Source organism: uncultured Senegalimassilia sp. (assembly GCF_902464545.1).
In the GTDB taxonomy this organism is placed as follows: Bacteria; Actinomycetota; Coriobacteriia; order Coriobacteriales; family Eggerthellaceae; genus Senegalimassilia.
This window is the reverse complement of sequence record NZ_CABQJR010000001.1, coordinates 47,325-70,404: the sequence shown is the minus strand read 5'-3', so window position 1 is coordinate 70,404 and position 23,080 is coordinate 47,325. Positions and strand designations below refer to the sequence as shown.

Here is a 23,080-nt window from a genome sequence, read left to right as displayed (position 1 = left end):
GCGCACGAAACGCGCACGGAAGGGAGGAAGGCGGCTCGCCACGTGAACAGGGGACGGAGGTGTGTTCGGCGAACGCTGTCGCTTGCGTGAACAGGGGACGGAGGTGTGTTCAGAAAATAGCTTAGAGAAATGCAGGCCTCCGTCTGAACACACCTCCGTCCCCTGTTCACCGTTCCGCTCACAAGCAATCGTAATGCAGCAGCCCGTCACGTCCAATACGCCGCTATTCGAAGGTGCGTCCTTCAGCGTGCTCGTATGTTCCGACATCAAATGCCTTCGATTTTCTCGATGCCTTACGCCCGCAGGCTGTCTTTGGAACCCAATCTGCGGTTATCCCTAACTTGATTTGCGAACAGCGGATGTTCACTAACAGAAAACAGCCACAACCGATAAGGCAAAGCTGCATAAGAGAGGCTTTTGCCCAGGTGAAAACAACAAATTCGCGACACTTCCCTCCCCCAAACGAGTCACGGAACAGCACACTGCTATAGTCTGGCGACCAAAGAAGGCAAGGCAGCTTGCAGATGAACAGGGGGACGGAGGTGTGTTCAGAGAGAGGACCCGCATTTCCCAAAGCTGCTTCCTGAACACACCTCCGTCCCCCTGTTCATTCTATTCACGAAAGTGCCTTGATGCTCGACCTGTTCTCATCTTTTGCCGAAAGGACTCGCCTATGCCTCGATGTGCTCGAATGGAATCTGATTGCAATACATATCACGTGATGGCCCGCGGAACTGCTAAGCAGATCATTTTCGAAGACGACGTTGATCGAATTCGGTTCACCACGCTCATGAATTCCCTGTTTTGCAAGTTTGACATTTCCATTTTTGCGTACGTGCTCATGGACAACCATTTTCACGTTCTGGCCCAAGCGCCGCTGCCCAGCATCTCCAACGGCATGCGTCGATTGCTGGGATCTTACGCCTTGTGGTTCAATGAGCGTCATCGTCGCTGCGGACATCTTTTCGGTGGACGATTCCGAAGCGAGCCCATCGAAGACGACGACTACCTTCTAACCGTTGTTCGCTATATCCACAACAACCCTGCCGTTGCTGGATTATCCCCTGCAGCCGATTGGAAATGGAGCAGCTACCAGGATTATCTGGGCAAACCAGGGATAACGAATCGGGATTTGATTCTGAATATGCTTGGAGGGATTGACGCATTTGAAAAATTCCACCGACTCGAGCATGAAGGCAAGCTGCCAATAGATATACCGTCAGCTTCTATGCAGGTCAAACGCCTTACAAACGAGGAAGCCTACGCGATGGCGGCAAACCTCATTGGCGAAGATGCGCTTATCGCCTTGAAGCAAACCCCACGCGAGGAACGCCGTACGGCTATTCGCTTGCTGAAAGACAACGGAATAGGCGTAAGGCAAATTCAACGCTTGACAGGACTTCCCCTCAGCAGCATATCGGAGGCATGAGAATAACGGGTGAAGCGCTACTGGCGCTAACATGCGCGGACGGACTGGGTGAACAGGGGACGGAGGTGTGTTCAGGAAACAGCTCCGGAAAGCGGAAGCCCCCTCCTGAACACACCTCCGTCCCCTGTTCGGGAGCAGCGCGCGCTACCGCAGTTTGTCGCGGCGCTGTTTCCAGTCGGGCATGAAGCGGTCCATGAGCTGGTGGAACCTTGGGCCGTGACCGCGCTCGAGCAGATGGCACAGCTCGTGCACCACCACGTATTCCAGGCATTCCGGCGGGTAGAGCGCCAAGCGCACGTTGATGCAGATGCGGCCCGTGGAAGGTTGGCAACTGCCCCAGCGGCTGGTCATGTTGCGATACGCCAGCTGGCCCGCCTTCACCCCCATGATAGGTTCCCATGCCGCCACCAGCGCCGGCACGCATGCCTGCACCACCGCGCGCCACTGCGCTACCTCGGCCTTCGACGCCTGCGATGCCTGCGCCATGGGCGTGGCGGACACGCGCTCCATCTGGGCCTCTATCCAATCATGCTTGCGATGCACGAAATCCGCCACATCCGCCGGCGCCATCCAGGAGGGCGCGGATGCGTCCACATGGCCGCCATCGCGGGCGATGCGCAGGTTGAGGTTCTTCACCTTTTTGCGCTGCAAGCGAACCTCGATGCCGTCGACATGAAGCACCTCGGGCGCAGCTGGGCGCGCGGGCTTGCGGCGCGTTGCTTGCGAACCCGCCTTCCCTGCCCCGGCCGCCGTGCGCCCGACACCGGACGGACGGCGGCGCTGCGCAACCTTCCCCGCCTCGTCGCTCCCGCGACCGGAAGCGGCCGAACGCCGCTGCGGCGCGGCACCCGCCCCGCGCGAGCCGCCCGCCGCCTGGCGCTTGAGCTCGCCCGGGTCAACGCGGCGCGTGCGCACCGGGCCGGAGCGGTTATCGCTGGCCACGCCCTACGCCTCCAGCGCGATCTCGTACGCGGCGTTGCGCGGCAGGCCGAACTCGGCCACCAGCGTTTTCGCGATGTCCTTGTTGCGCGCGCCCTCGGCCTTGAGCTGGGCAGCACGGACGCGAGCGGAATCCTCGGCGCTTTCCTGAGCAGCCTGCCCCTCCGCCTCGCTGGGCCCGTCGATCACGATGACGATCTCGCCCTTGATGCCGCCGGCCGCCTCGCGGGCGGCGAACTCGTCGCGCAACGCAGGCAGCGCGTCGCGCACCACTTCCTCATGCAGCTTCGTGAGCTCGCGGCACACGGCCGCCTCGCGCAGCGGGAAAGCCTCGGACAGCACAGCAAGCGCCCCAGCGATGCGGTTCGGGCTTTCGTAATAGATAAGCGCCGCATCCAGCGTGCGCACCGCATCGAGCGCGGCCTTCTGCTCGCCAGCCTTGCGCGGGAAGAAGCCGCCGAAGTAGAAGCGCGGATTCGTGCAACCGCTTGCCACATACGCCGTGGCGGTAGCGGTGGGCCCGGGCAGCACCTCCACCGGCGCGCCCGCTTCCCGGCATGCGCGAACCAGTCGCAAGCCCGGGTCGGATACGCCCGGCATGCCGGCATCGCTGCAATACGCGATGACCTCGCCAGCCTCCACGCGCGCCACAATGCCGTCGGCGCGCGAGCCGATGAGCGCCTCGTCCAAGCGCTCCAAGCGCTTGCCGATGCCGAACGCCGCCAGCAGCTTGCCGGTGACGCGCGTATCTTCCGCACACACCACATCGGCGCTGGTCAGCGCATCAAGCGCACGCTGCGGCATATCGCCCAGGTTGCCGATGGGCGTCGGGCAGATGATCAGCTTGCCAGCCATATCGTTCCTTCCTATCGTGATACGCAACGCGGATATGAGGGCGGGCGGCGTTCGATCGATTTGCCAGCCACGCCCTTTTCCTCATTGCGGAGGTGTCGTACCCAGATGAACGGGGGGCGAACAGGGCGAACAGGGGACGGAGGTGTGTTCAGGAAGAGGTTCGCGTTTCCCAAAGCTGCTTCCTGAACACACCTCCGTCCCCTGTTCAGCTCCCGCGCTCACCCACAATCACTTACGTTCTCGCAAACGAAATGCAGGGGCGACGGTCTCCCATCGCCCCCCTTGATGACGGCTTTACGCCCTCGTTTCCTGCACGTCGAGCGCGCCGGCTTCCTCGACCGCCGGCGTGGCCGCCGCCGTGCGAGCCGCGCGGGCCTCGGCCTCCTTGTCGGCCAGGTTGCTCTTCGCCACCGCGATCATGAGCTTGATGCGGTTGAGCTGGTTGACCTCGGACGCGCCGGGGTCGTAGTCGACGGCCACGATGTTGCTCTCCGGGTAGCGGCGGCGCAGCTCCTTGATGACCGCCTTGCCCACCACGTGGTTCGGCAGGCAGGCGAACGGCTGCGTGCACACCACGTTCGGCGCGCCCGTGCGGATGAGCTCCACCATCTCGGCCGTGAGCAGCCAGCCCTCGCCCATGGAGTTGCACAGGCTCAAGATCTCGCTTGCGTACTCGGCCAGCTCATAGATGCTCGCCGGTGGGTTGAAGCGCGTGGACTCCTCGAGCGCCTTGGTCACCGGCGCGCGCAGGGCCTTCACCGCCTGCAGGGCGATCTTGCTGCCAAACGCGCCCTTGGCCGAACGGCCGAGCGGGTCCTTCTGGAAGATGCCGCCCGCCGCGCCGAACAGGAAGAACTCGATAAGCCCCGGCACCACGGCCTCGCAGCCCTCGCGCTCGATGACGTCGACGATCTGGTTGTTCGCCGTGGGGTGGAACTTCACCAAGATCTCGCCGACCACGCCGACGCGCGGCTTGGTGCCCTCGCCTTGCAGCGGCAGCGTGTCGAAGTCCTCGACGATCTGCTTGACCGTGCGCTTGAACTCGCCGCGCTTCACACCGCGTTTCAGCTGGCGCTTGCACTCGGCCATCCAGTGGTCGAACAGGGCGTTCGCACTGCCGGGCTCCACCTCGTAGGGGCGCGTGCGGTACAGGCACATCATGAGCAGGTCGCCGTACTGCAGCGCCGACACCGCCTGGTAGAGCATGGCCGGCGTGATGGAGAAGCCGGGGTTGACCTCGCCTAAGTCCTTGAAGCTGATGGCGATGACGGGGATATGCGACAGGCCCACCGACTTGAGCGCCTTGCGGATGAGCGAGATGTAGTTCGTGGCACGGCAGCCGCCGCCGGTCTGCGTGATGAGCACCGCTAGCTTGTCGGTGTCGTACTTGCCGGACATGACCGCTTCCATGATTTGGCCCGTGACCAGAATGGACGGGTAGCAGATGTCGTTGTTCACGTACTTCAGGCCCGCATCCACCGCCCCGTGGTCCACGGAAGGCAGCAGCTCCACGTTGTAGCCGAAGCGCTCGAAGATGGGCACGAGCAGCTCGAAGTGGTACGGCGCCATCTGCGGAGCCAGGATGGTGTAGCCCGCATCGCGCATCTCCTCGGTGAACTGGGCGCGCGGGAACTCCGTCGAAGCACCGCTGTCGCGCTGCTTGAACTCGGCCTGCACCTCGGGCGCAGCCTTTTCCGTGAAGCTTGCGGGCGGCTTGATGGCTGCCGCCGCGGCCTGCACGGCCTCGGCATCGGCGCCGCCGGCCTGCTTGCCCGCCGCGCGCTCCTCGGCCTCGGCCAGCAGCTGCTCCACATCCAGGCTGCATGCGCCGCAGCCCGCGGCGTTGCGCGCCTGCTCGGCCGCACGGGCCTCGGCCTCCTCGTCGGCCTGGTCCTTCAGGGCCGCAAGCAGGCTGCGCACACGGATGCGCGCGGCGCCGAGGTTGGACACCTCGTCGATCTTCAGCACGGTGTACACCTTGCCAGCCTGCTCCAAGATCTCCTGCACCTGATCGGTGGTCAGCGCGTCAAGGCCGCAGCCGAAGCTGTTCAGCTGGATGAGGTCGAGGTCCTTGCGCTCCGACGCCACCTTCGCCGCGGCGTACAGGCGCGTGTGGTACATCCACTGGTCCACCAGGCGGATGGGGCGCTCGAGCGTGCCCAAATGCGCGATGGAGTCCTCGGTGAGCACCGCCAGGCCGAAGCTGGTCAGAAGCTCGGGGATGGCGTGGTTGATCTCGGGGTCGTTGTGGTACGGGCGGCCCGCCAGCACGATGCCGTGCGTATGGGTCTTCTCCATCCACAGCAGCGTCTCGGCGCCCTTCTCGCGGATGTCGGCCTTGAACGCCTCGTCCTCGGCCCATGCGGCGTCCACCGCGGCGTCGACCTCGGCCTGCGTGGGCGCTGCCACGCCCTTGCCGCACAGTTCGGGATGCGCCTGGATCAGCTCCACGAACAGGCGCTTCTTAAGGTGCTCCTTCTTATCGTAGGGCAGCCACGGGTTCAGGAACTGCGTGTCGGAGTCGCGCAGCTCGTCGATGTTGAGACGCAGCGCCTCGGCGTAGCTGGCCACGATGGGGCAGTTGAAGTGGTTGCCGGCGCCCTCGTCCTCCTGGCGCTCCCACTTGCTGCAGGGGAACCAGATGAAGTCGGGGTGCTTGTCCAGCAGGTTCATGATGTGGCCGTGCGAGAGCTTCGCCGGGTAGCACACGCTCTCCGACGGCATGGACTCGATGCCGGCCTCGTAGGTTTTCTTCGTGGACGGGTCCGAGAGCACCACGCGCCAGCCCAGCTTCGTGAAGAAGGTGAACCAGAACGGGTAGTTCTCGTACATGTTCAGCGCGCGCGGAATGCCCACGGTGCCGCGCGGCGCGTCCTGCTCCGCCAGCGGCGTGTAGTGGTCGAACAGGCGCTTCGACTTGTACTCGAACAGGTTGGGGACCTTGTCGGCCTTCGTCGCCTGGCCAAGCGCGCCGGCGCCCTTCTCGCAGCGATTGCCCGTGATGAAGCGGCGGTGTTTGCCCGTGGCCTCGTCGACGCCGAAGTCGTTGACGGTGAGCAGGCAGTGGTTCGAGCACGCCTTGCAGCGCACGGTCCTGTGCGTGGGCGCAAGGGCCTCGAGCGCATCAAGGGACAGCAGGCCGCTGACTTGCGAATCCTGGCGGCTGAAACGGTCGCGGGCCAGAAGCGCCGCGCCGAACGCGCCCATGTTGCCGGCGATGTCGGGACGCACGGCGTTCACGCCCGAGAGCTGCTCGAAGGCGCGCAGCACGGCATCGTTGAGGAACGTGCCGCCCTGCACGATGACCTTGCTGCCCACGTCATGCGGGTCGCGGATCTTGATGACCTTGAACAGGGCGTTCTTGATGACCGAGATGGCCAGGCCCGCGGCGATGTCGCCGACGGTGGCGCCTTCCTTCTGCGCCTGCTTCACGCGGCTGTTCATGAACACGGTGCAGCGGCTGCCCAGGTCGACGGGGTTTTCCGCGCCGATGGCGGTCTTCGCGAACTCGGACACGTCCAGGTTCAGGCCGCTGGCGAAGCTTTCGATGAAGCTGCCGCAGCCCGAGGAGCACGCCTCGTTGAGCATGATGTGGTCGATGACGCCGTCTTTCACGCGCAGGCACTTCATGTCCTGACCGCCGATGTCCAGGATGAACTCAACGCCCGGCAGCATCTCCTGCGCGCCGCGCAGGTGCGCAACCGTCTCGATCTCGCCCGAGTCCACGCGCAGCGCCTCGAGCAGCAGGTGCTCGCCGTAGCCCGTGACCGTGGAATGGCCGATGGTCACCAGCGGGTTGCCGGCGGCGTCGCGCGGCAGCTCGCGGTAGAGCTTGGCGATGGCGGCCTTCGCGCAACCGAGCACGTCGCCCTTGTTCGACACGTAATGGGTCCACAGCAGCTCGCCGTCCTGGCCGATGAGCGCGGCCTTGAACGTGGTGGAGCCGGCGTCGATGCCCAAGAAGGCGGTGCCGCGGTAGCTGGCAAGGTCGCCGCGGGGCACGCGCTCGCCGGCGTGGCGGGCGTTGAACTCGTCCAGTTCCGCCTGGTCGACGAACAGCGGGGGCAGGCGCACGACCTCGCTGCCCTGGATGTCGCCGAGGTTCTTCAGGCGCTCGAGCACGTCTGAGAGCAGCTCGGCCTTCACCGTCTCGCTGGCCGCGCCGGCGATGGCGCAGCCGCCGGCCACGAACAGGTGGGCGTTTTGCGGGACGATGCGGTGCTCCTCGTCCAGGTTCAGCGTTTCATAGAAGCGTTTGCGCAGTTCAGGAAGGTACTGCAGCGGGCCGCCCAGGAAAGCCACGTAGCCGCGGATAGGGCGCCCGCACGCCAGGCCGGAGATGGTCTGCGTGACCACGGACTGGAAGATGGACGCGGCGATGTCCTCGCGGCGCGCGCCCTCGTTGAGCAGCGGCTGCACGTCGGTTTTCGCGAACACGCCGCAGCGGCTGGCGATGGGATAGATGGTGGTGGCGTGCTGCGCCAGCTCGTTCAGGCCGCCGGCGTCGGTGTTCAAAAGCGCCGCCATCTGGTCGATGAACGCGCCGGTGCCGCCGGCGCACGTGCCGTTCATGCGCTGCTCGATGCCGTTGTCGAAGTAGATGATCTTCGCGTCCTCGCCGCCCAGCTCGATGGCCACGTCGGTTTTCGGGATGAAGGTTTCGACGGCGGTTTTGCTGGCGATGACCTCCTGCACGAACTCGATGCCCAGCCATTGGGCCAAAAGCAAGCCGCCCGATCCGGTGATGGCGATGGTCATGCGCTTGTCGCCGAAGTCGCGCGCAGCCTCGGACAGCACCTCGACGATGGTGGCGCGCACGTCCGCGTGGTGACGACGGTACACCGCGTAGCGGATCTGGTCCGCGTCGTCCAAGATGGCCAGCTTGACCGTGGTGGAGCCCACGTCGATGCCGATATGCAGGTTCTCGTTCTGGTTGTTCTCGCTCATGTTCCGCCTTATTCCTTACAGTCGAATGGGGTCGCCGGGTTTGATGAAGAACAGGCGCATGGCCACAAGGGCCATCTCCTGCGAGCTTTCCTTCATGCCCGTCTCGATCCAGTGGGTGATGACCCCTAGATACGCGCTGGCGTAGAACGCCACGTAATATTGCACGAACGGCGAGGGGTCGCTGCGGTAGCGCTCGTGCAGGATGGTTTGGATGATCTCGGTGCACACGGCGTCGCGCACGCGCGGGCCGAAGCTCGGGTCGCCTTTCGGGCCCATGATCGCGTGCAGGAAGTCACCTTGTTCGCGCAGGTAGTCGAACAGCTTCACCAGAAACGGCATAGGCTTCTTGTTCACGCGATAGCGCAGCACGTCCTTTAGGCTGAGCTGCTGCATACACGACTGGAGGTTTTCCAGGTCGTCCATGATGTCGTCCTCAAGGGCGGCGAGCAGACCCTCCATGTCGCCGAAGTTGTTGTACAGCGTGCCGCGGTTGAGGTCCGCGCGAGCGCACAGGTCGCTGGCGCTGAAGTTGGTCAGGCCGCGTTCCTCGATCAACTCAACGAGCGCATCGCGCAGCGCGCGCTTCGAGCGCGTGATGCGCCGATCCTCGGCGGCAAGCGGCGTATCCGCAGACGCTATCGCCGAGTTCGAAGCGGAGCTTCGTTGCGTGGACATATGCCCCCTTCCTTGCGTATGCAGGCTGCGAACACGCGATGACCGGACGATAACGGCCTCGCGACGCAGCTTGCTGCGCTTTGCGTTTTGAACAACCCGGGCAATAATGGACAAGTTGTTCAATAGCGTTATTTTACCGACCACGCAGGTGGGAATCAACGAGCGCAACACGCCTGCAAACGAGTCCCGCAACCTCTACATATATAGGTAGCCGTGGGTCTTGCACGGCGCCCGAAATGCAAGGCGACGCCCGAAGGCCCTTCCACCACGGTACGTTTCACAGAGCAACGTCGGCAGCACGGCATGGCCTCGAAGCAACGTCCAGCGCAATGTGCTTTGCAAAATAGCATCGATGCGACGCGATTTCCCGAGCGGCAGCATCGGCGGAGCAACGTGGCTTCCGACGCTCTGCCGACACCGCGACGCCGTTGGGCGTCGCCTTGCCGCCGTTCGTCCCTGTTCTACGCCATAGCCGACCAGGTTATCGATTTTGCAGATATCGTCCACCCGCCTTTTCGTATGAGCAAAGCTATTGCCCAAAAATCCACGCTCGGTATACTAGGCGTCACGCAAAACAAGGCGCCACTGCCCCGATCGCAAACTCACGGGGCCGTCCAAGCGCGAAACGATGGGAGGGAGACCCTACATGAAGAAGTCCGCACTGAAGAAGCTCGCGGCGTTCGCCGCTGCAGGCGTCCTGGCCGCCGGCGTCCTGGCCGGTTGCGCAGGCTCCGGTTCCAACTCCGGCTCCGACGACAAGACCATCACCGTCGCCGCCAGCCCCACCCCGCACGCCGAGATCCTCACCAACGCCGTTGCCGATCAGCTCAAAGAGCAGGGCTACACGCTCGAGGTGAAGGAGTTCACCGACTACGTCCAGCCCAACACGGTCACCGAAGAGGGCGAGGTCGACGCCAACTACTTCCAGCATCAGCCTTACCTGGATTCCTTCAATGAAGAGAAAGGCACGCACCTGGTCTCCGTCGAGCCGGTTCACTTCGAGCCCTTCGGCCTGTACGCTGGCAAGACCGCTTCCCTTGATGCCCTGACCGACGGCGCAACCGTCGCTGTGCCCAACGACACCACCAACGAGGCTCGCGCCCTGCTCCTGCTGCAGCAGGAGGGCCTGATCAAGCTGGCCGACGGCGCAGGCATCACCGCAACCGCCAAGGACATCGTCGAGAACCCCAAGAACCTGCAGATCAAGGAGCTTGAGGCCGCCAACATCCCCAACGCCCTGAAGGATGTCGACATCGCCTGCATCAACGGCAACTACGCCCAGGCTGCCGGCCTGTCCGTCGAGAAGGACGCCCTGGCCGTCGAGGCCACCGACTCCCTGGCCGCCGAGACCTACGCCAACGTGCTGGTCGTCAAGGACGGCAACCAGGACTCCGAGAAGATCCAGGCTCTGGCCAAGGCCCTGAAGTCCGACGCCGTGCGCGACTTCATCAACAAGACCTACGAGGGCGCCGTCGTCCCGGTCTTCTAAGCCGCAACCAAGAACCAATCGCGAAAAGCGGGCCCGTGGGCCCGCTTTTTCGTTGCCCAAAGGCTCCTTCGCGTGAACAGGGGACGGAGGTGTGTTCAGGGGAGAGCGTTCGCATCTCCCGAATAACCATCCTGAACACACCTCCGTCCCCTGTTCACGCGAATCCACGCCGGCAAATGCCATCCCAACCGCCCAATACTGCCGCACGCAAGGCTAACCACGATACGTCTGCGTTTAAATGGGGCCTTGGCGAGTAGGTAGCTTATGCCCGCCAGAAAGTCCCAGGTCACAGGCTCGGACTACTATTGGCTACTCGGAACACCTGAATTCAGACGCAGACGTATCGCGCTTTGCGCCGCCAAGCACTCGAATAAGTCCGCAAATAGCACCGCCGAGCGTCAATCATTCGTGGAACAGTTGGGCGCGGCGCCCGGTAACGGCCGCAATTTGCTATCCTGTTGCAAAAGCGTCGCCCGTTAAAAGGACAGCATCATGCAAATCACCCCGGAAGAAATCGCCGAAACGCTTGCTATGGTCAGCAAGCAGCACCTGGACATCCGCACCATCACGTTGGGCCTGAACCTGCGCTCCTGCACGGATTCGGACATCAACACCATGGCGCGCAAGGTCTACGACAAGATGACGAAGGCCGCCGAGCAGCTGGTGCCCACCGCCGAGCAGCTCGAGCGCGAGTTCGGCATCCCGATCGTGAACAAGCGCATCTCCGTCACGCCCATCGCCGAGATCTGCGCCGCTGTGCCCGACACCGACCTGTCGCGCATCGCCGTGGCCATGGACAAGGCCGGCGCCGAGGTGGGCGTCGACTTCGTAGGCGGCTTCTCCGCGCTCGTGCACAAGGGCGCATCGGCGGCCGACAACAAGCTGATGGACTCCATCCCCAATGCGCTGGCCGCTACCGAGCGCGTGTGCTCGAGCGTGAACGTCGGCTCCACGCGCGCCGGCATCAACATGGACGCCGCGCTCAAGATGGCCGGCATCGTCAAGCAGTGCGCCGAGCTGACGGCCGACCGCGACTGCATCGCCGCCGGCAAGCTGGTGGTGTTCTGCAACGCCGTCGAGGATAACCCCTTCATGGCAGGCGCCTTCCATGGCTCTGGCGAAGCCGATGCCGTGGTCAACGTGGGCGTTTCCGGCCCGGGCGTCGTACGCCAGGTGCTGGCGAACATGCCCAAGGACGCCGACATGACCGAGGTCGCCGAGGCCATCAAGGCCACCGCGTTCAAGATCACCCGCGCCGGCGAGCTGATGGCCCGCGAGGCCAGCCGCCGCATGGGCGTGGCCAAGGGCATCCTGGACCTGTCGCTGGCCCCCACCCCGGCCGAGGGCGACTCCGTGGCCGAGATCCTGGAAGCCATCGGCGTTGGCCAGTGCGGCGGTCCGGGCACCACGGCCGCACTCGCCATGCTCAATGACGCCGTGAAGAAGGGCGGCGTCATGGCCAGCTCCAGCGTCGGCGGCCTGTCCGGCGCGTTCATCCCCGTGTCCGAGGACGCCGGCATGATCCGCGCCGCCGAGTCCGGCGCGCTGTGCCTGGAGAAGCTCGAGGCCATGACCTGCGTCTGCAGCGTCGGCCTGGACATGATCGCCATCCCCGGCGACACACCGGTCGAGGCCATCTTCGGCATCATCGCCGACGAATGCGCCATCGGCATGATCAACAACAAGACCACCGCCGTGCGCGTCATCCCGGCCATCGGCAAGAAGGTCGGCGACAAGCTGGACTTCGGCGGCCTGCTCGGCTACGCGCCGGTCATGCCCGTGAACACCCACGCCGGCACCGTGTTCGCCCACCGCGGCGGCCGCATGCCCGCCCCCATCAACTCGCTGAAGAACTAGCGAACGCGGCAAACATCACCCGAACGCAAGCGGGGATTCCGAGCACTCGGAATCCCCGCTTTTCTTTTGCCGCAGAAGAGGGATAGTCCTCACGCCCCTCCGGGCGCAGATAGCGATCAGAAATGGACGCGGCTCGGTTTGTCTAGCCGAAGCTCCACCGGGAAAACCAGGACTGCGAACATGCATCGCTATCGCACCTTCCACACATTGGCGGCAAACGATTCCTCGCCACCAACGCAAAACGGCTCCCACTGCCCTAAGGCTGCGGGAGCCGTTCGTTTGCGTTTATGCGCTTGAGCTTAATCCCTGGTCAGCTTGCGGTGCAGGCGGTGGGGCTTTGCCGCCTCCTCGCCCAGGCGCTCGATGCGGTTCTTCTGGTAGCTCTCGAAGTTGCCCTCGAACCAGTGCCAGTTGCCCGGGTTCTCATCGGTACCCTCCCACGCCAGGATGTGCGTGGCAACGCGGTCGAGGAACATACGGTCATGGCTGGTCACCACGGCGCAACCCGGGAAGCGCAGCAGCGCCTCTTCCAGGCTGGACAGCGTTTCCACGTCCAGGTCGTTGGTGGGCTCGTCGAGGAGCAGCAGGTTGCCGCCCTGCTTGAGCGTCAGCGCCAGGTTCAGGCGGTTGCGCTCGCCGCCGGAGAGCACGCCCGCGGGCTTCTGCTGGTCGGAGCCCTTGAAGCCGAAGCTCGCCACGTATGCGCGGCTGGGCACCTCGGTTTCGCAAACCATCATGTAGTCCAGGCCGCCGGAAACGACTTCCCACACGTTCTTGTCGCCATCGATGCCCGCACGACCCTGGTCGACATAGGACACCTTCACAGTCTCGCCGAGCTTCAGGCTGCCGGAGGTGGGCTGTTCGATGCCCATGATCATCTTGAACAGGGTGGATTTACCCACGCCGTTGGGGCCGATCACGCCGACGATGCCGTTGCGCGGCAGCTCGAAGGACAGGTCGTCCATGAGCACGCGGTCGCCGAACTGCTTGTGCAGGTGCTCGACCCTGAGGACCTCGGCGCCCAGACGCGGGCCGGCCGGGATCTGGATCTCGGTGAAGTCAAGCTTCTTGGACTGCGCAGCCTCGGCGGCCATCTGGTCGTAGCGCTCCAGACGGGCGCGGCTCTTCGCCTGACGCGCCTTCGGGGAGCTACGGACCCACTCGAGCTCGCTTGCCAGGCGCTTCTGCAGCTTCTCATCACGCTGCTTCTGGCCCGCCATACGCGCAGCCTTGGTCTCCAGGTACGTGGAGTAGTTGCCCTTGTACGGGTACAGGCTGCCGCGGTCGACCTCGCAGATCCACTCGGCCACGTTGTCCAGGAAGTAGCGGTCGTGCGTGACAGCCAGCACGGCGCCGGGGTACTTGTGCAGGAACTTCTCCAGCCACAGCACGGACTCGGCGTCCAGATGGTTGGTGGGCTCGTCTAGAAGCAGCAGGTCGGGGGCCTCGAGCAGCAGACGGCACAGGGCCACGCGACGACGCTCGCCGCCGGAGAGCACGTTCACCGGCATGTCGGGGTCAGGGCACTGCAGCGCGTCCATGGCCTGGGACAGCTGGCTGTCCAGGTCCCAGCCGTTGGCCGCGTCGATGGCGTCCTGCAGCTTGCCCATCTCCTCCATGAGCGCGTCGAAGTCGGCATCGGGCTCGCCCATGAGCGTGCCGATCTTGTTGAAGCGGGCGATGTTGGCCTTCACGTCGGCGAACGCCATCTCGATGTTCTCCAGGACGGTCTTGTCCTCGTCCAGCGGCGGCTCCTGCTGCAGGATGCCCACCGAATAACCGGGGGTCAGGCGCGCGTCGCCGTTGCTGACCTCCTCGATTCCGGCCATGATTTTGAGCAGCGTGGACTTGCCCATGCCGTTCGGGCCCACCACGCCGATCTTCGCGCCGGGATAGAACGACAGGGTGACATCATCGAGGATGACCTTGTCGCCGTGCGCCTTGCGCGCCTTGTACATTTGGTAGATGAACTCTGCCATGCGTGTTGCCTTTCTGATCGAGCAGCTTGCGTATGGCAAAGCCAAGCCGCTCCATGCTATACTTCGGGTGCACACCAAGCCCGGGTAACTTACAGGTGGCGGGCGGGGTCGTGTTTACGGTTTAGTTAAGCCCGGTGGCCGCCGGGCTTTTCTTTTCCTTCGACCTCATCCGTCAAACGCTTATAGTCCCGCCATCGCTGAATCAGAAACTCGGCGATGCATGCCGATGCGGCAAGGGCTTGCAAGATTTCATACACTTGGTTCATAGGCGAAGCCTCCTTTGAATCGAAGACCCCGCCCGCGTTTCGGACTTGGTGCGTCCGCCTATTCTATCAAGCCTTGGCATACCTGGCCATAGAGCCGCTTCACTCACGGGAATAACGTGAAGCGCGAAAAACTCATATCCGATTTGCAGTCAAAAAAGGCTTTGTGTAACTTGAGTTACAAGCTCATATATCGCAAACGAGCATGTATTTGTCACGAATACATGTCTGAATCGCATTCCCAAGTACTTTGAATAATGAAACGGTCGCAATGAGCCTCTGCCCCAACCATGGGAAGCTACATTACTCAAAATTTTGACCGTAATAGCGAAACCATTTGTTTCAAACGGGCGCCCCCTACCCTTTCGGTTTCTGAAGCTTTGCCGCCGCGGCGGCGGCCCAGGTGCGCGGAACGAAACGGCTGCCAAACACGATGAACTTCGCCAGAACGCCCGGGCAGCACAGCAGACGGCTGCAGCCCAGCGCACGGATGGCCGCGCGGGCCACGCGCGGGGCGCCGATGGTCAGCTTCGCCAGCGCGGTCCCGCCCGCGTCGGCGTTGTCCCAAAACGGCGTGCGAACAGGCCCGGAGCACAATGCGGTCACGTGCACGCCATGCGGGCGTAGCTCCATATGCAGCGCGCTTGAGAACGACTGGACGAACGCCTTCGAGGCGTAGTACGTGGACATGTACGGCCCGGGGACGAACCCGGCCACGCTGGCTACGTTGAGGATGCCGCCGTGCCCGCGCGCCGCCATGCCGGGCGCGAACGCGTGGCAAAGCTCCATGAGCGCCATGCCGTTGGTTTGCACGAGCGCGCGCTGCCGCTCCAGGCTGCTTTCCGCGAAGGGCGCGTCGTAGCCGAAGCCGGCGTTGTTCACGAGCGTCTCCACCTGCAGGTTCGCCGCCCGCACCTGCGCGACCAGCACATCGACGGCGCCCGGCTGCGCGAAGTCGGCGGCGAAGGTGCGCACGCTCACGTCGAAGCGCTCCGCCAGGTTCTTCGCCAGCTCGTCGAGCTTGGCCTGGCTGCGCCCGACCAGCGCAAGCACGCCGTGGTCGCGGGCAAGCTCGGCGCACAGCTCGCGCCCGATGCCGCCCGTCGCGCCCGTGACCAGGGCGCACAGCGCGGGCGCATCGGGCTTGGGAATCGCGCACGCCATGCCCGTCGGGTCCGCCGGCAGCTCGGGATGCGCGTGCAGGTCGGACGACTGCAAACGCTCAGGCGCAGGCTGCGCGCCGCAATGCGTTTCCGCCGCTTTGCCCGCACGCCCCTCAGCATCTTCGCCCGCGCTTGCAACACCCTTCACGTTTTCCGGCAGCACCATACGCGCCAGCTCCTTCGCATCGTCGCGCCGCTACCCTGCGGCGCATTCCCTGCTGCCAGAATACCAGCCATTCATTGCGGGCGCAGGCACGGCACGCATCCGTTGCCCTTCCGACGGGAAAGCGCTGCCCGACGTCATCTGACCATCACTATGCAAATCGCGATGAACGCCGCCACGAACAGGACAAGCGCTGCCACCATGGCCCACACCGCCGGCCGGCCCCAGTTCACCGTCCAGCCAATGCCCGAGCGCTGCGGCAAAAACAGGCTGGCGTCGTTGGGGTTGCAATACAGCATGCCCAGCTTCCAGAAGCGGTCGTCGTCAGAAAGCAGCGTGTCCGACGCTTCCATACGAAACACGCGCGACCCCGACTGCCCATACTTGACCCCTACGACAAGGCTGCCGACGACGCAAAGCAGCGCCACGCCGATGATGACCGCCGTCGCCACGCCCATGGAGACGATACCGATCATGGCAAGTGCCATGCCCAAGCCGCAGGCAACCGTACAGGCCAGGCCCATGACCAGCAGAAACGCCGTTTGCGCATACGCAAACATCCCGTACGCCCACGAGGAGCTTGCCGGGCGGCCCGGCTCCAGGCCCTTCTTCGATCGCAGCGCCATCCAATGGCAGAACGCGAATACGGCAGCCAAAAACACCTCCAGCGCAACGGGGAACGCCGCAACCATCGGGCTTTTCGGAACCATATCGGTGACGTTGCCCGAAACATCGACATGCATGGGAATCATATCGGGCATGGAACCGTAGCCCACGGCAACAACCGCTGCCGTCAGCGCCACAAGCGGCACATACAGCCAGTTCCACGCAAGCGAAATCGGACGCGGGGCCTGTTCGACCCCTTCGCCAATGGTCGCAACATGCTGCTGAGACTGCGCAACCCAGCCGCAAGCGCGCTTGAGGCCCTGAACCTTCGCCCGGTAGCGCAGGATGAGCCCGTAACCGATCACCATCAGGGCAAGCGAGGCGACAACCACTGCCGCCAGGGACGCTTCCGCATTTCCCATCAGGCATAACGCCAGCGCAGCAACAGTGAACAGCGCCGTTGCGGCTATCACGATGGCAACATAGCGATTCATGAGGCGGCGAATGCGCGGGTCGTCCCATGCCGAGGTGGGCACAGACACGGAGAACACCTCACCGCGCGGCTGCAGGCGCGGCGTCAGCGCCATGGTCAGCCCCACAAGCGGAATGAACGCCACCAGAATCAGCATGATCGCTCGCACTTCGTTATTCGACACTTTCGGCTCCCTTCTCTTGCCCCCGCGCCTGCGCTTGAGGCAGCCCTCCTTCGTAAGGCGAAGGCGACGGGCCACGCAAAGCGGCAAGCTTGCACCACGGCCCTTGAAGTCATCGCGCGGATAGCGAACGACAACTTGCCGTTCTTGCTAAAACACGTCATCGAGCTGGGATTTCACCAACTGCTCGAACGCTTCCCTGCCACCGCCGGCCGCTTTGAACGCCAACGCCAGGCGGCGAAGATCGCGAGCGAATGGGCCGTTCTCGACATCGCCCGCGCCCGCTGGCTCCCTCGGCTGCGCCACGAACGCGCCTGAGCGACCGCGCATCAGCACAAACCCCTCGTCGCGCAGCAACGCATAGGCTTTGTTCACCGTATGCAGATTGATACCCAGGTCGCTAGCTAAGTTGCGAACGCTGGGCAACGCGTCGCCCGGCGCAAGCTCGCCCTGCGCGATGCCGCGAACAACCTCATCGCGGATCTGCCGATACAGCGGATCGGGCAACGCCTGGTCTATGCGTATGAACATGCAGCCTCCCTTCACCGGATTCCATAAGCTGCCACAACCTCGAGCCCGCAGCGAGCGTGCGCCCGACAGCAAGCACGCCTGCTGCAACGCGTTTTCCGCACACGCCGGCCGTAACGGTTCGCGGGAATCTTCTACGCAGAGCCGATTCGCTACGCGCGACTTCCCGGCGCCCCGATTCTGGCTGTCAGGTAGTTGTTATAGCCATACTATAACAGATTTCAGGCTTTTGTTATAGCGCAAATAGAACAGAAGCCCCGAACTCGTGTGATGTTGGGGCAGGCAGCGGGCATTTTGGGCACGGCGGGCTTTCCAGGCCATACCATGCAGGTAACGAAAACACCCGCATAACCCGCAGGAGCAACCATGAACTTGCACAACATCCCCGCCGTCTACCCAGAGAGCACCGCACCCCAGCCGCAAACCGCGTCGGCGCAGCAGCAAGCCGCCGCCATGGCGCAGGCCGCGCAGGCACAGCAAATCGCCGGCATGGCCCAGGCCGGTGTCGCAGCGCAGGCCGCCATGCCTGTTTCGCATCGCCCCATGCGACAGGCGGGTCGTCAGCTTCGCAGCACCACGCAGCTGCATGCGGTGGTCGAGGCTTGCCAGACGGTGCGCATCGCGTGCGTGGACGAGGAGGGGCCGTTCATCGTGCCCATGAGCTTCGGCTACGACTGGGCGGACCCCGAGGAGATAGACGCCGACGCGCCGCGCCTGGCGCTGTGGGTGCACTCGGCCGGCGTCGGCCGCAAGGTGGACGCGTTCGATCGGGAGCCGCGCGTGGCGATCGAGATGGACGTGCAGGAAGGCGTGATCACGGGCACGTACGCCTGCGCGTATTCGTACGCGTACCGCTCCATCATGGGCACGGGCACCATCCATCGCATCCAGGGGATCGAAGCGAAGCGCTACGGCCTCACACGCATCATGCAGCACCTGGCGCCCGAAGCCTCGACCGACTTCACCGACCAGGCGCTCGCCCGCGCGAACATCTACTGCATCGACATCGACCGCTTCACCGGCAAACAGCGAGCATAGCGAACGATTTCACAGGAACGTAAACGAGGCCGCTGGCGTATCTGCCGGCGGCCCCGTTTAACGAGCGTATGTTATTGCGCTTGGCACCAGGCCAACAAGCCTTTGCAGCCGGCCAGCACGTCACGGTAGGTGTCATCGAAGTTGCCGGTGAACCAGGGGTCGGCCACGTCGGCGGCGTTCGCGCCGGCTTGCGCGATCGTGCGCGAATCCTGCGCATCGGGAAGGGCTTTCCCGTCCTCGCCAACCAGCCCCGCACCGGGCGCGAACGCGAGCAGACGCACGCACTTCGTCTCCGGATCGCTTCCGAAGATGCGGCTCAGGTGGCGCTCGTTCTCGTCGTCCATGTACACGAACAGATCCCACTCATCGTACTCGTCGGCACGGACCTTGCGAGCGCGATGCGGCAGCACCGGCACGCCCACCTGCTTGAGTTTGTCGACCGTGCCGTGATGCGGCGGATGTCCAATCTCATCGTTGGTAGTTGCGGCAGAGTCGACGAACAGAACGTCGGCCAGCCCTGCCTTGTTCACCAGGTCCTGCATCACGAACTGGGCCATGGTCGACCTGCAGATGTTGCCGTGGCAGATGAAGAGGATGCGTGAGGTGGCTTGACGACGTGACATGCGACTCCGATTCGATTGTGATTAGCAGTAGCTGAATATGCTATTGCACGAATCAGGGAAGCGCAATAATGCATCCGATATTCGGCTAACTTCGCCACAGCTTAGGCATCGAACGGGGAAGCGGGGACAAACCCTTTCAGCAAGCGTATCTGAAATGTTGTGTCGTGTGCTTTACCATAGGGCGGCCCAACCAGAGCGCCGCCCTACGCATCGATTAAGCGGACGCCACGAGAACTCTTAACCGCAAACTTTACAGCACCGACTTTTCCCGCTTGCGGAAATCGACCCGCTATGGATTCCCGACGAACGCTTCAGCGTCGGACAATCCGGAGTGGTGTGGTAGACCTTGCCCCCGGACACCCAATAAACGATTTGCGAATTCCCGGCGCTTTTGCTCTCCTTCTCGATTCTGCGTTGCTCTTTCTCTTGTGCAGCTTTTTCCTCGGCAAGCTTCTTGGCATCAATTTGCTCTTGCAAGGAATCTCGCTCCGCTTGAAGCGCATCGAGCTGAGCATGCAAATCCTCGAGCTTTGCTTTCTCGTCAGCAATAGTCGCCTGCTGATCTTGATATCCGCCAACCTCAGCCTTAAATGAATCGCGCTCCTTCTCCGCCGAAGACAACTTGCCTTCCAATTCCTTGTTTGATTTCTGCAAAGAGGCGATCTTCGCATTGGCCTCGTCAAGGTCGACTCGCAGTTCAGCGCACTCTTCATTCACGGAGGCAAGCGCATTATGCTCAGCGGTATAGACGATGCACCCTGCCGCGATAGAAGCCACGAGCAAAACCGAAAGCATGATTATCGCCGCAAACGGCTTCTTGTTATCGGCGCACCACTGCCGAATTCCGCCGGCCTTCGAAGGCTGCGAAGATGCCGCTTCCCCATCCACCGCATCATTCGCAAGCTGGGTCTCGACCTGTTCCTTCTCTTCCTTGTCCAACATTCCCCCAATTCCGCATTTACGCAACCACCGAGCGATACCGACCGCATGCCCAAATCATATTCGCATCTTGCCAGCTCAAAGACTCACTCGAAAAGAAACTCAACTGTTGGACACGACAAAAGGCCGATAACCTACAAAGGGGGGCCAACGCCCTACGCCAAACTACCATAATGGGAAACACCGCGAAAGACACATCGAACTACAGGACGAATACCTTCGAAAAACGGTCTCCGATGCTCCTCGAAGCCAAGCCAACAGTCACAACGCCAGCCAGCTTCTTCCCGCTTACCCTACTTTTGCGCTCACGATCCGGCCGCTTGAGCTTGCTATTGAATAGGTAATTCCGTTCTTTGAGGCTTGGCCCATTCCCTTGCCCGAACCGAGCGACTCGTAGTTGGCGATGACTTCGCTCCCGATAGCGTGGGCTTCGTCCTTGGTCAGCGAAGGATCGCACGTCTGAATCAATGCATACATAGTTTCAGCCGCATATTCATCGCAATTCGCTTTCTGGATCGATGCACGCTTTTGCTTCGAGAAGCAAGCCTCTTTGCCTTCTTCGCCCGAATCGTAGACTGCCCTGCATAGCGCTCTTCGTAATTAGCCGATATAATCCCACCCACGGTACTAGCAAGCCTGTAGCGGGCGGCGCTTTCGTAAGGAGGCGAAGCCTATGTTCGAGCAGACTATTTATCTCGTTGCAGCCCTGGCCACGATCGGGGCATTCCTCTTCGAGGTGTGGCGATATTTCGACGATAGGAAGTAAAACAGCAGCAAGCAGGTGACAAGGTAGGAGACAAAGAAGGGCCGTAGCTGGAACTACGACCCCTCAACCAATCCGCGTCGCCCGAGTGACTTAAACCATAGCGGGCTTCGCTAGTGCCGTCATTGTAGCATCGGCAAGGCAGTCTCTCCACCCTTTGCGTCAAAATCGCCACGATTAGCTCCCGCGCTTCAAACATCGGGATGCGTTGTACGGCCCAAATCACCTTGAGGCAATTCGTTATCGCGTTGTCGTGTTTGGACTCGAATCGTTTGTTGTAAGATCGTCGCAACGAACTACCTATGAAATCTAACTATTCCCTTCTGACCCGCACTTATACACCATCACATGGTCGACCTGCAGATGTTACCGTGGCAGATGAAGAGGATGCGTGAGGTGGCTTGACGACGTGACATGCGACTCCGATTTCGTTGTGATTAGCAGTAGCTGAATATGCTATTGCACGAATCAGAGAAGCGCAACTATGCATCCGAAATTCGGCTAACTTCGCCATGACATAGGCACCAAACGGGAAAGCCCTTCTTCCTCAACGAGGATGAAGGGCTTTCCAGAACAATGCTTCGTTCGAAAGCAGATCAGCCCGACGCGCTCGTTGTCGCCGGGCCAAGCAAAACAAAATCGCCCCGTCGCGCTAGGCGAAGAAGCTGCAGCCAGCTCCCTACAACCCCAGGTCGCTAGCAACCTCGGCGGCGCACTTGAGGGCGTCGGCCATGGCGTTGACCACCAGGCTGCTGCCCGTACGGGCATCGCCGGCAACGTACACGGCGGCATCATCCTTGCCCGCGGCGGCGCGCAGGGCGCGATGCGAATCGCCGGCCGCCATCACCGGAAGCGGGCGGCCCTGCGTTGCCAGCGTCACGCCGAACGCGTCGAACACGCCGCCCTCCGGGCCCGCGAAGCCGCAGGCCACCAGCACCAGTTGCGCATCGACCTCACGCTCGGAGCCTTCCACGGGCTCGGGCTTGCCGGCCGACCAATCGAACGAGCGCACCTGCAACCCGCGCACATGCCCGGCGTCATCCAGCAGCACTTTCTGCGTGTCGGCGCACCATTCGCGCAGGTCATCGCCCTGGAGCGCGATAGCTTCCTCCTGACCGTAGTCGGTCTTGGCGACGTTGGGCCATTCGGGCCACAGGTTCGACGCCGCGCGCTCCTTCGGCACACGCGGACCATATTCCAGCTGGCGAACCGTGCGCGCGCCTTGGCGTACCGCGGTGCCCATGCAGTCGTTGCCCGTGTCGCCGCCGCCGATGACCACCACATCCTTGCCTTCGGCGCTGATGACGGGCTTGCGACCCTCGAGCAACGCGCGCGTCTGCTCGGTCAGGTAATCCACCGCGTACACCACATCCCCCGCGGCAACGCCGGCGTCGAAGCCTTCAGCTCCCACGCCGCGCGCCTTGCAGGCTCCCGCGGCAACCACCACGGCATCGAACTCGGCAGCCAAACCCGCGGCCACGTCGGCATTGGCCGCGTCGACGCCCAGACGGAACTCGATGCCCAGCTCGGCCATCAGATCAACGCGGCGCTTGACCACCGACTTGTCCAGCTTCATGTTCGGGATGCCGTACATGAGCAGACCGCCGGCGCGGTCGTGGCGCTCGACCACGCACACGCGCGCCCCGCGGCGCGCCAAATCCCACGCGGCCACCAGGCCCGCCGGGCCCGAGCCGACCACGACGACGCTCGGCGCATCCTGACCCGCCGGCTCGAAGCGGCGCGGGCCGCCATGGGCCCACTGCCAGTCGGAGATGGCGCGCTCATTGTCGTGGATGGTCTCGGCCTCGTCGTTGCGGGCAAGGTTGCACGCCGCCTCGCACAAGGCCGGGCACACGCGGCTGGTGAACTCGGGCATGGGGCTGGTCAGCGCCAAGCGCTCGGCAGCCTGCTCCCACTGGCCGCGCCACACCAGGTCGTTCCACTCGGGAATCAGGTTGTGCAGCGGGCAACCGGAAGGCCTTGCCTTCCCAAACGGCGCTCCCACCTGGCAAAACGCCACGCCGCATGCCATGCAGCGGCTTGCCTGCTCACGCGTCCGCTCCTCCGGCACGGGCTCATACAGCTCGTCGAAATCACGGCTTCGCTCTTGCACGGGACGCAGGCTGTGGGCGCAGCGGCCGTGTTCCAAAAATGCTCCGAGCTTTCCCATC

16 protein-coding genes are annotated in these 23,080 nt (G+C 63.1%); 4 read left to right on the top strand and 12 right to left on the bottom strand.

Features of this window, described 5'->3' with window-relative positions:
* Window positions 1-691: 691 nt before the first annotated feature.
* Entirely contained in the window at window positions 692-1,429 is a 738-nt protein-coding gene (locus tag RDW26_RS00180) for a transposase (RefSeq protein ID WP_307981956.1), read from the top strand.
* A gap of 144 nt (window positions 1,430-1,573) precedes the next feature.
* On the opposite strand, the gene RDW26_RS00175 is transcribed toward RDW26_RS00180, so the two are convergent.
* From RDW26_RS00175 to RDW26_RS00160, 4 genes are all read right to left on the bottom strand, one after another.
* Window positions 1,574-2,371 carry a SprT family zinc-dependent metalloprotease gene (locus RDW26_RS00175; RefSeq protein ID WP_307981954.1) on the bottom strand — a complete coding sequence of 266 codons (798 nt, stop codon included), beginning with the start codon at window positions 2,369-2,371 and terminating at the stop codon, window positions 1,574-1,576.
* A 3-nt stretch (window positions 2,372-2,374) separates the two neighbouring features.
* Window positions 2,375-3,223, bottom strand: coding sequence for a 16S rRNA (cytidine(1402)-2'-O)-methyltransferase (gene rsmI / locus RDW26_RS00170; RefSeq protein WP_307981953.1), 849 nt, complete (start codon window positions 3,221-3,223; stop codon window positions 2,375-2,377).
* Window positions 3,224-3,517: 294 nt separating this feature from the next.
* Window positions 3,518-8,170 carry an acyl-CoA dehydratase activase-related protein gene (locus RDW26_RS00165; RefSeq protein WP_307981952.1) on the bottom strand — a complete coding sequence of 1,551 codons (4,653 nt, stop codon included), beginning with the start codon at window positions 8,168-8,170 and terminating at the stop codon, window positions 3,518-3,520.
* A gap of 15 nt (window positions 8,171-8,185) precedes the next feature.
* Window positions 8,186-8,845 (bottom strand): TetR/AcrR family transcriptional regulator, encoded by a 660-nt coding sequence (locus RDW26_RS00160; RefSeq protein ID WP_294399085.1) that lies wholly within the window; start codon window positions 8,843-8,845, stop codon window positions 8,186-8,188.
* A 646-nt stretch (window positions 8,846-9,491) separates the two neighbouring features.
* Here RDW26_RS00160 and RDW26_RS00155 point away from each other — a divergent pair.
* Both RDW26_RS00155 and RDW26_RS00150 read left to right on the top strand, forming a co-directional pair.
* Complete coding sequence (locus tag RDW26_RS00155) at window positions 9,492-10,334, top strand: MetQ/NlpA family ABC transporter substrate-binding protein (RefSeq protein ID WP_307981949.1); 843 nt, start codon at window positions 9,492-9,494, stop codon at window positions 10,332-10,334.
* Window positions 10,335-10,826: 492 nt separating this feature from the next.
* Window positions 10,827-12,191: a PFL family protein gene (locus RDW26_RS00150; RefSeq protein WP_294420644.1), complete on the top strand. Its 1,365-nt coding sequence runs from the start codon at window positions 10,827-10,829 to the stop codon at window positions 12,189-12,191.
* A gap of 299 nt (window positions 12,192-12,490) precedes the next feature.
* Here RDW26_RS00150 and ettA read toward each other — a convergent pair whose 3' ends face one another.
* The 5 genes from ettA to RDW26_RS00125 form a co-directional block, all read right to left on the bottom strand.
* Window positions 12,491-14,170, bottom strand: a complete 1,680-nt coding sequence (gene ettA / locus RDW26_RS00145; RefSeq protein ID WP_307981947.1) for an energy-dependent translational throttle protein EttA — start codon at window positions 14,168-14,170, stop codon at window positions 12,491-12,493.
* Between the two features lie 125 nt (window positions 14,171-14,295).
* Complete coding sequence (locus RDW26_RS00140; RefSeq protein WP_288578141.1) at window positions 14,296-14,436, bottom strand: hypothetical protein; 141 nt, start codon at window positions 14,434-14,436, stop codon at window positions 14,296-14,298.
* A 354-nt stretch (window positions 14,437-14,790) separates the two neighbouring features.
* Window positions 14,791-15,762 carry an SDR family oxidoreductase gene (locus RDW26_RS00135; RefSeq protein ID WP_307981945.1) on the bottom strand — a complete coding sequence of 324 codons (972 nt, stop codon included), beginning with the start codon at window positions 15,760-15,762 and terminating at the stop codon, window positions 14,791-14,793.
* A gap of 134 nt (window positions 15,763-15,896) precedes the next feature.
* Window positions 15,897-17,021, bottom strand: a complete 1,125-nt coding sequence (locus tag RDW26_RS00130; protein ID WP_307981944.1) for a DUF5808 domain-containing protein — start codon at window positions 17,019-17,021, stop codon at window positions 15,897-15,899.
* Window positions 17,022-17,168: 147 nt separating this feature from the next.
* On the bottom strand, window positions 17,169-17,549 hold the full coding sequence (locus RDW26_RS00125) for a GntR family transcriptional regulator (RefSeq protein WP_307981942.1): 381 nt from the start codon (window positions 17,547-17,549) through the stop codon (window positions 17,169-17,171).
* A 363-nt stretch (window positions 17,550-17,912) separates the two neighbouring features.
* On the opposite strand from RDW26_RS00125, the gene RDW26_RS00120 reads away from it, so the two are divergent.
* Window positions 17,913-18,584, top strand: a complete 672-nt coding sequence (locus tag RDW26_RS00120; RefSeq protein ID WP_307981941.1) for a pyridoxamine 5'-phosphate oxidase family protein — start codon at window positions 17,913-17,915, stop codon at window positions 18,582-18,584.
* A gap of 71 nt (window positions 18,585-18,655) precedes the next feature.
* On the opposite strand, the gene RDW26_RS00115 is transcribed toward RDW26_RS00120, so the two are convergent.
* From RDW26_RS00115 to RDW26_RS00105, 3 genes are all read right to left on the bottom strand, one after another.
* Window positions 18,656-19,207, bottom strand: coding sequence for a low molecular weight protein-tyrosine-phosphatase (locus RDW26_RS00115; protein WP_307981940.1), 552 nt, complete (start codon window positions 19,205-19,207; stop codon window positions 18,656-18,658).
* A 237-nt stretch (window positions 19,208-19,444) separates the two neighbouring features.
* Entirely contained in the window at window positions 19,445-20,149 is a 705-nt protein-coding gene (locus tag RDW26_RS00110) for a hypothetical protein (protein ID WP_307981937.1), read from the bottom strand.
* 1,439 nt (window positions 20,150-21,588) lie between these two features.
* Window positions 21,589-23,079, bottom strand: coding sequence for a glutamate synthase subunit beta (locus RDW26_RS00105; RefSeq protein ID WP_307981935.1), 1,491 nt, complete (start codon window positions 23,077-23,079; stop codon window positions 21,589-21,591).
* Window position 23,080: the final 1 nt, after the last annotated feature.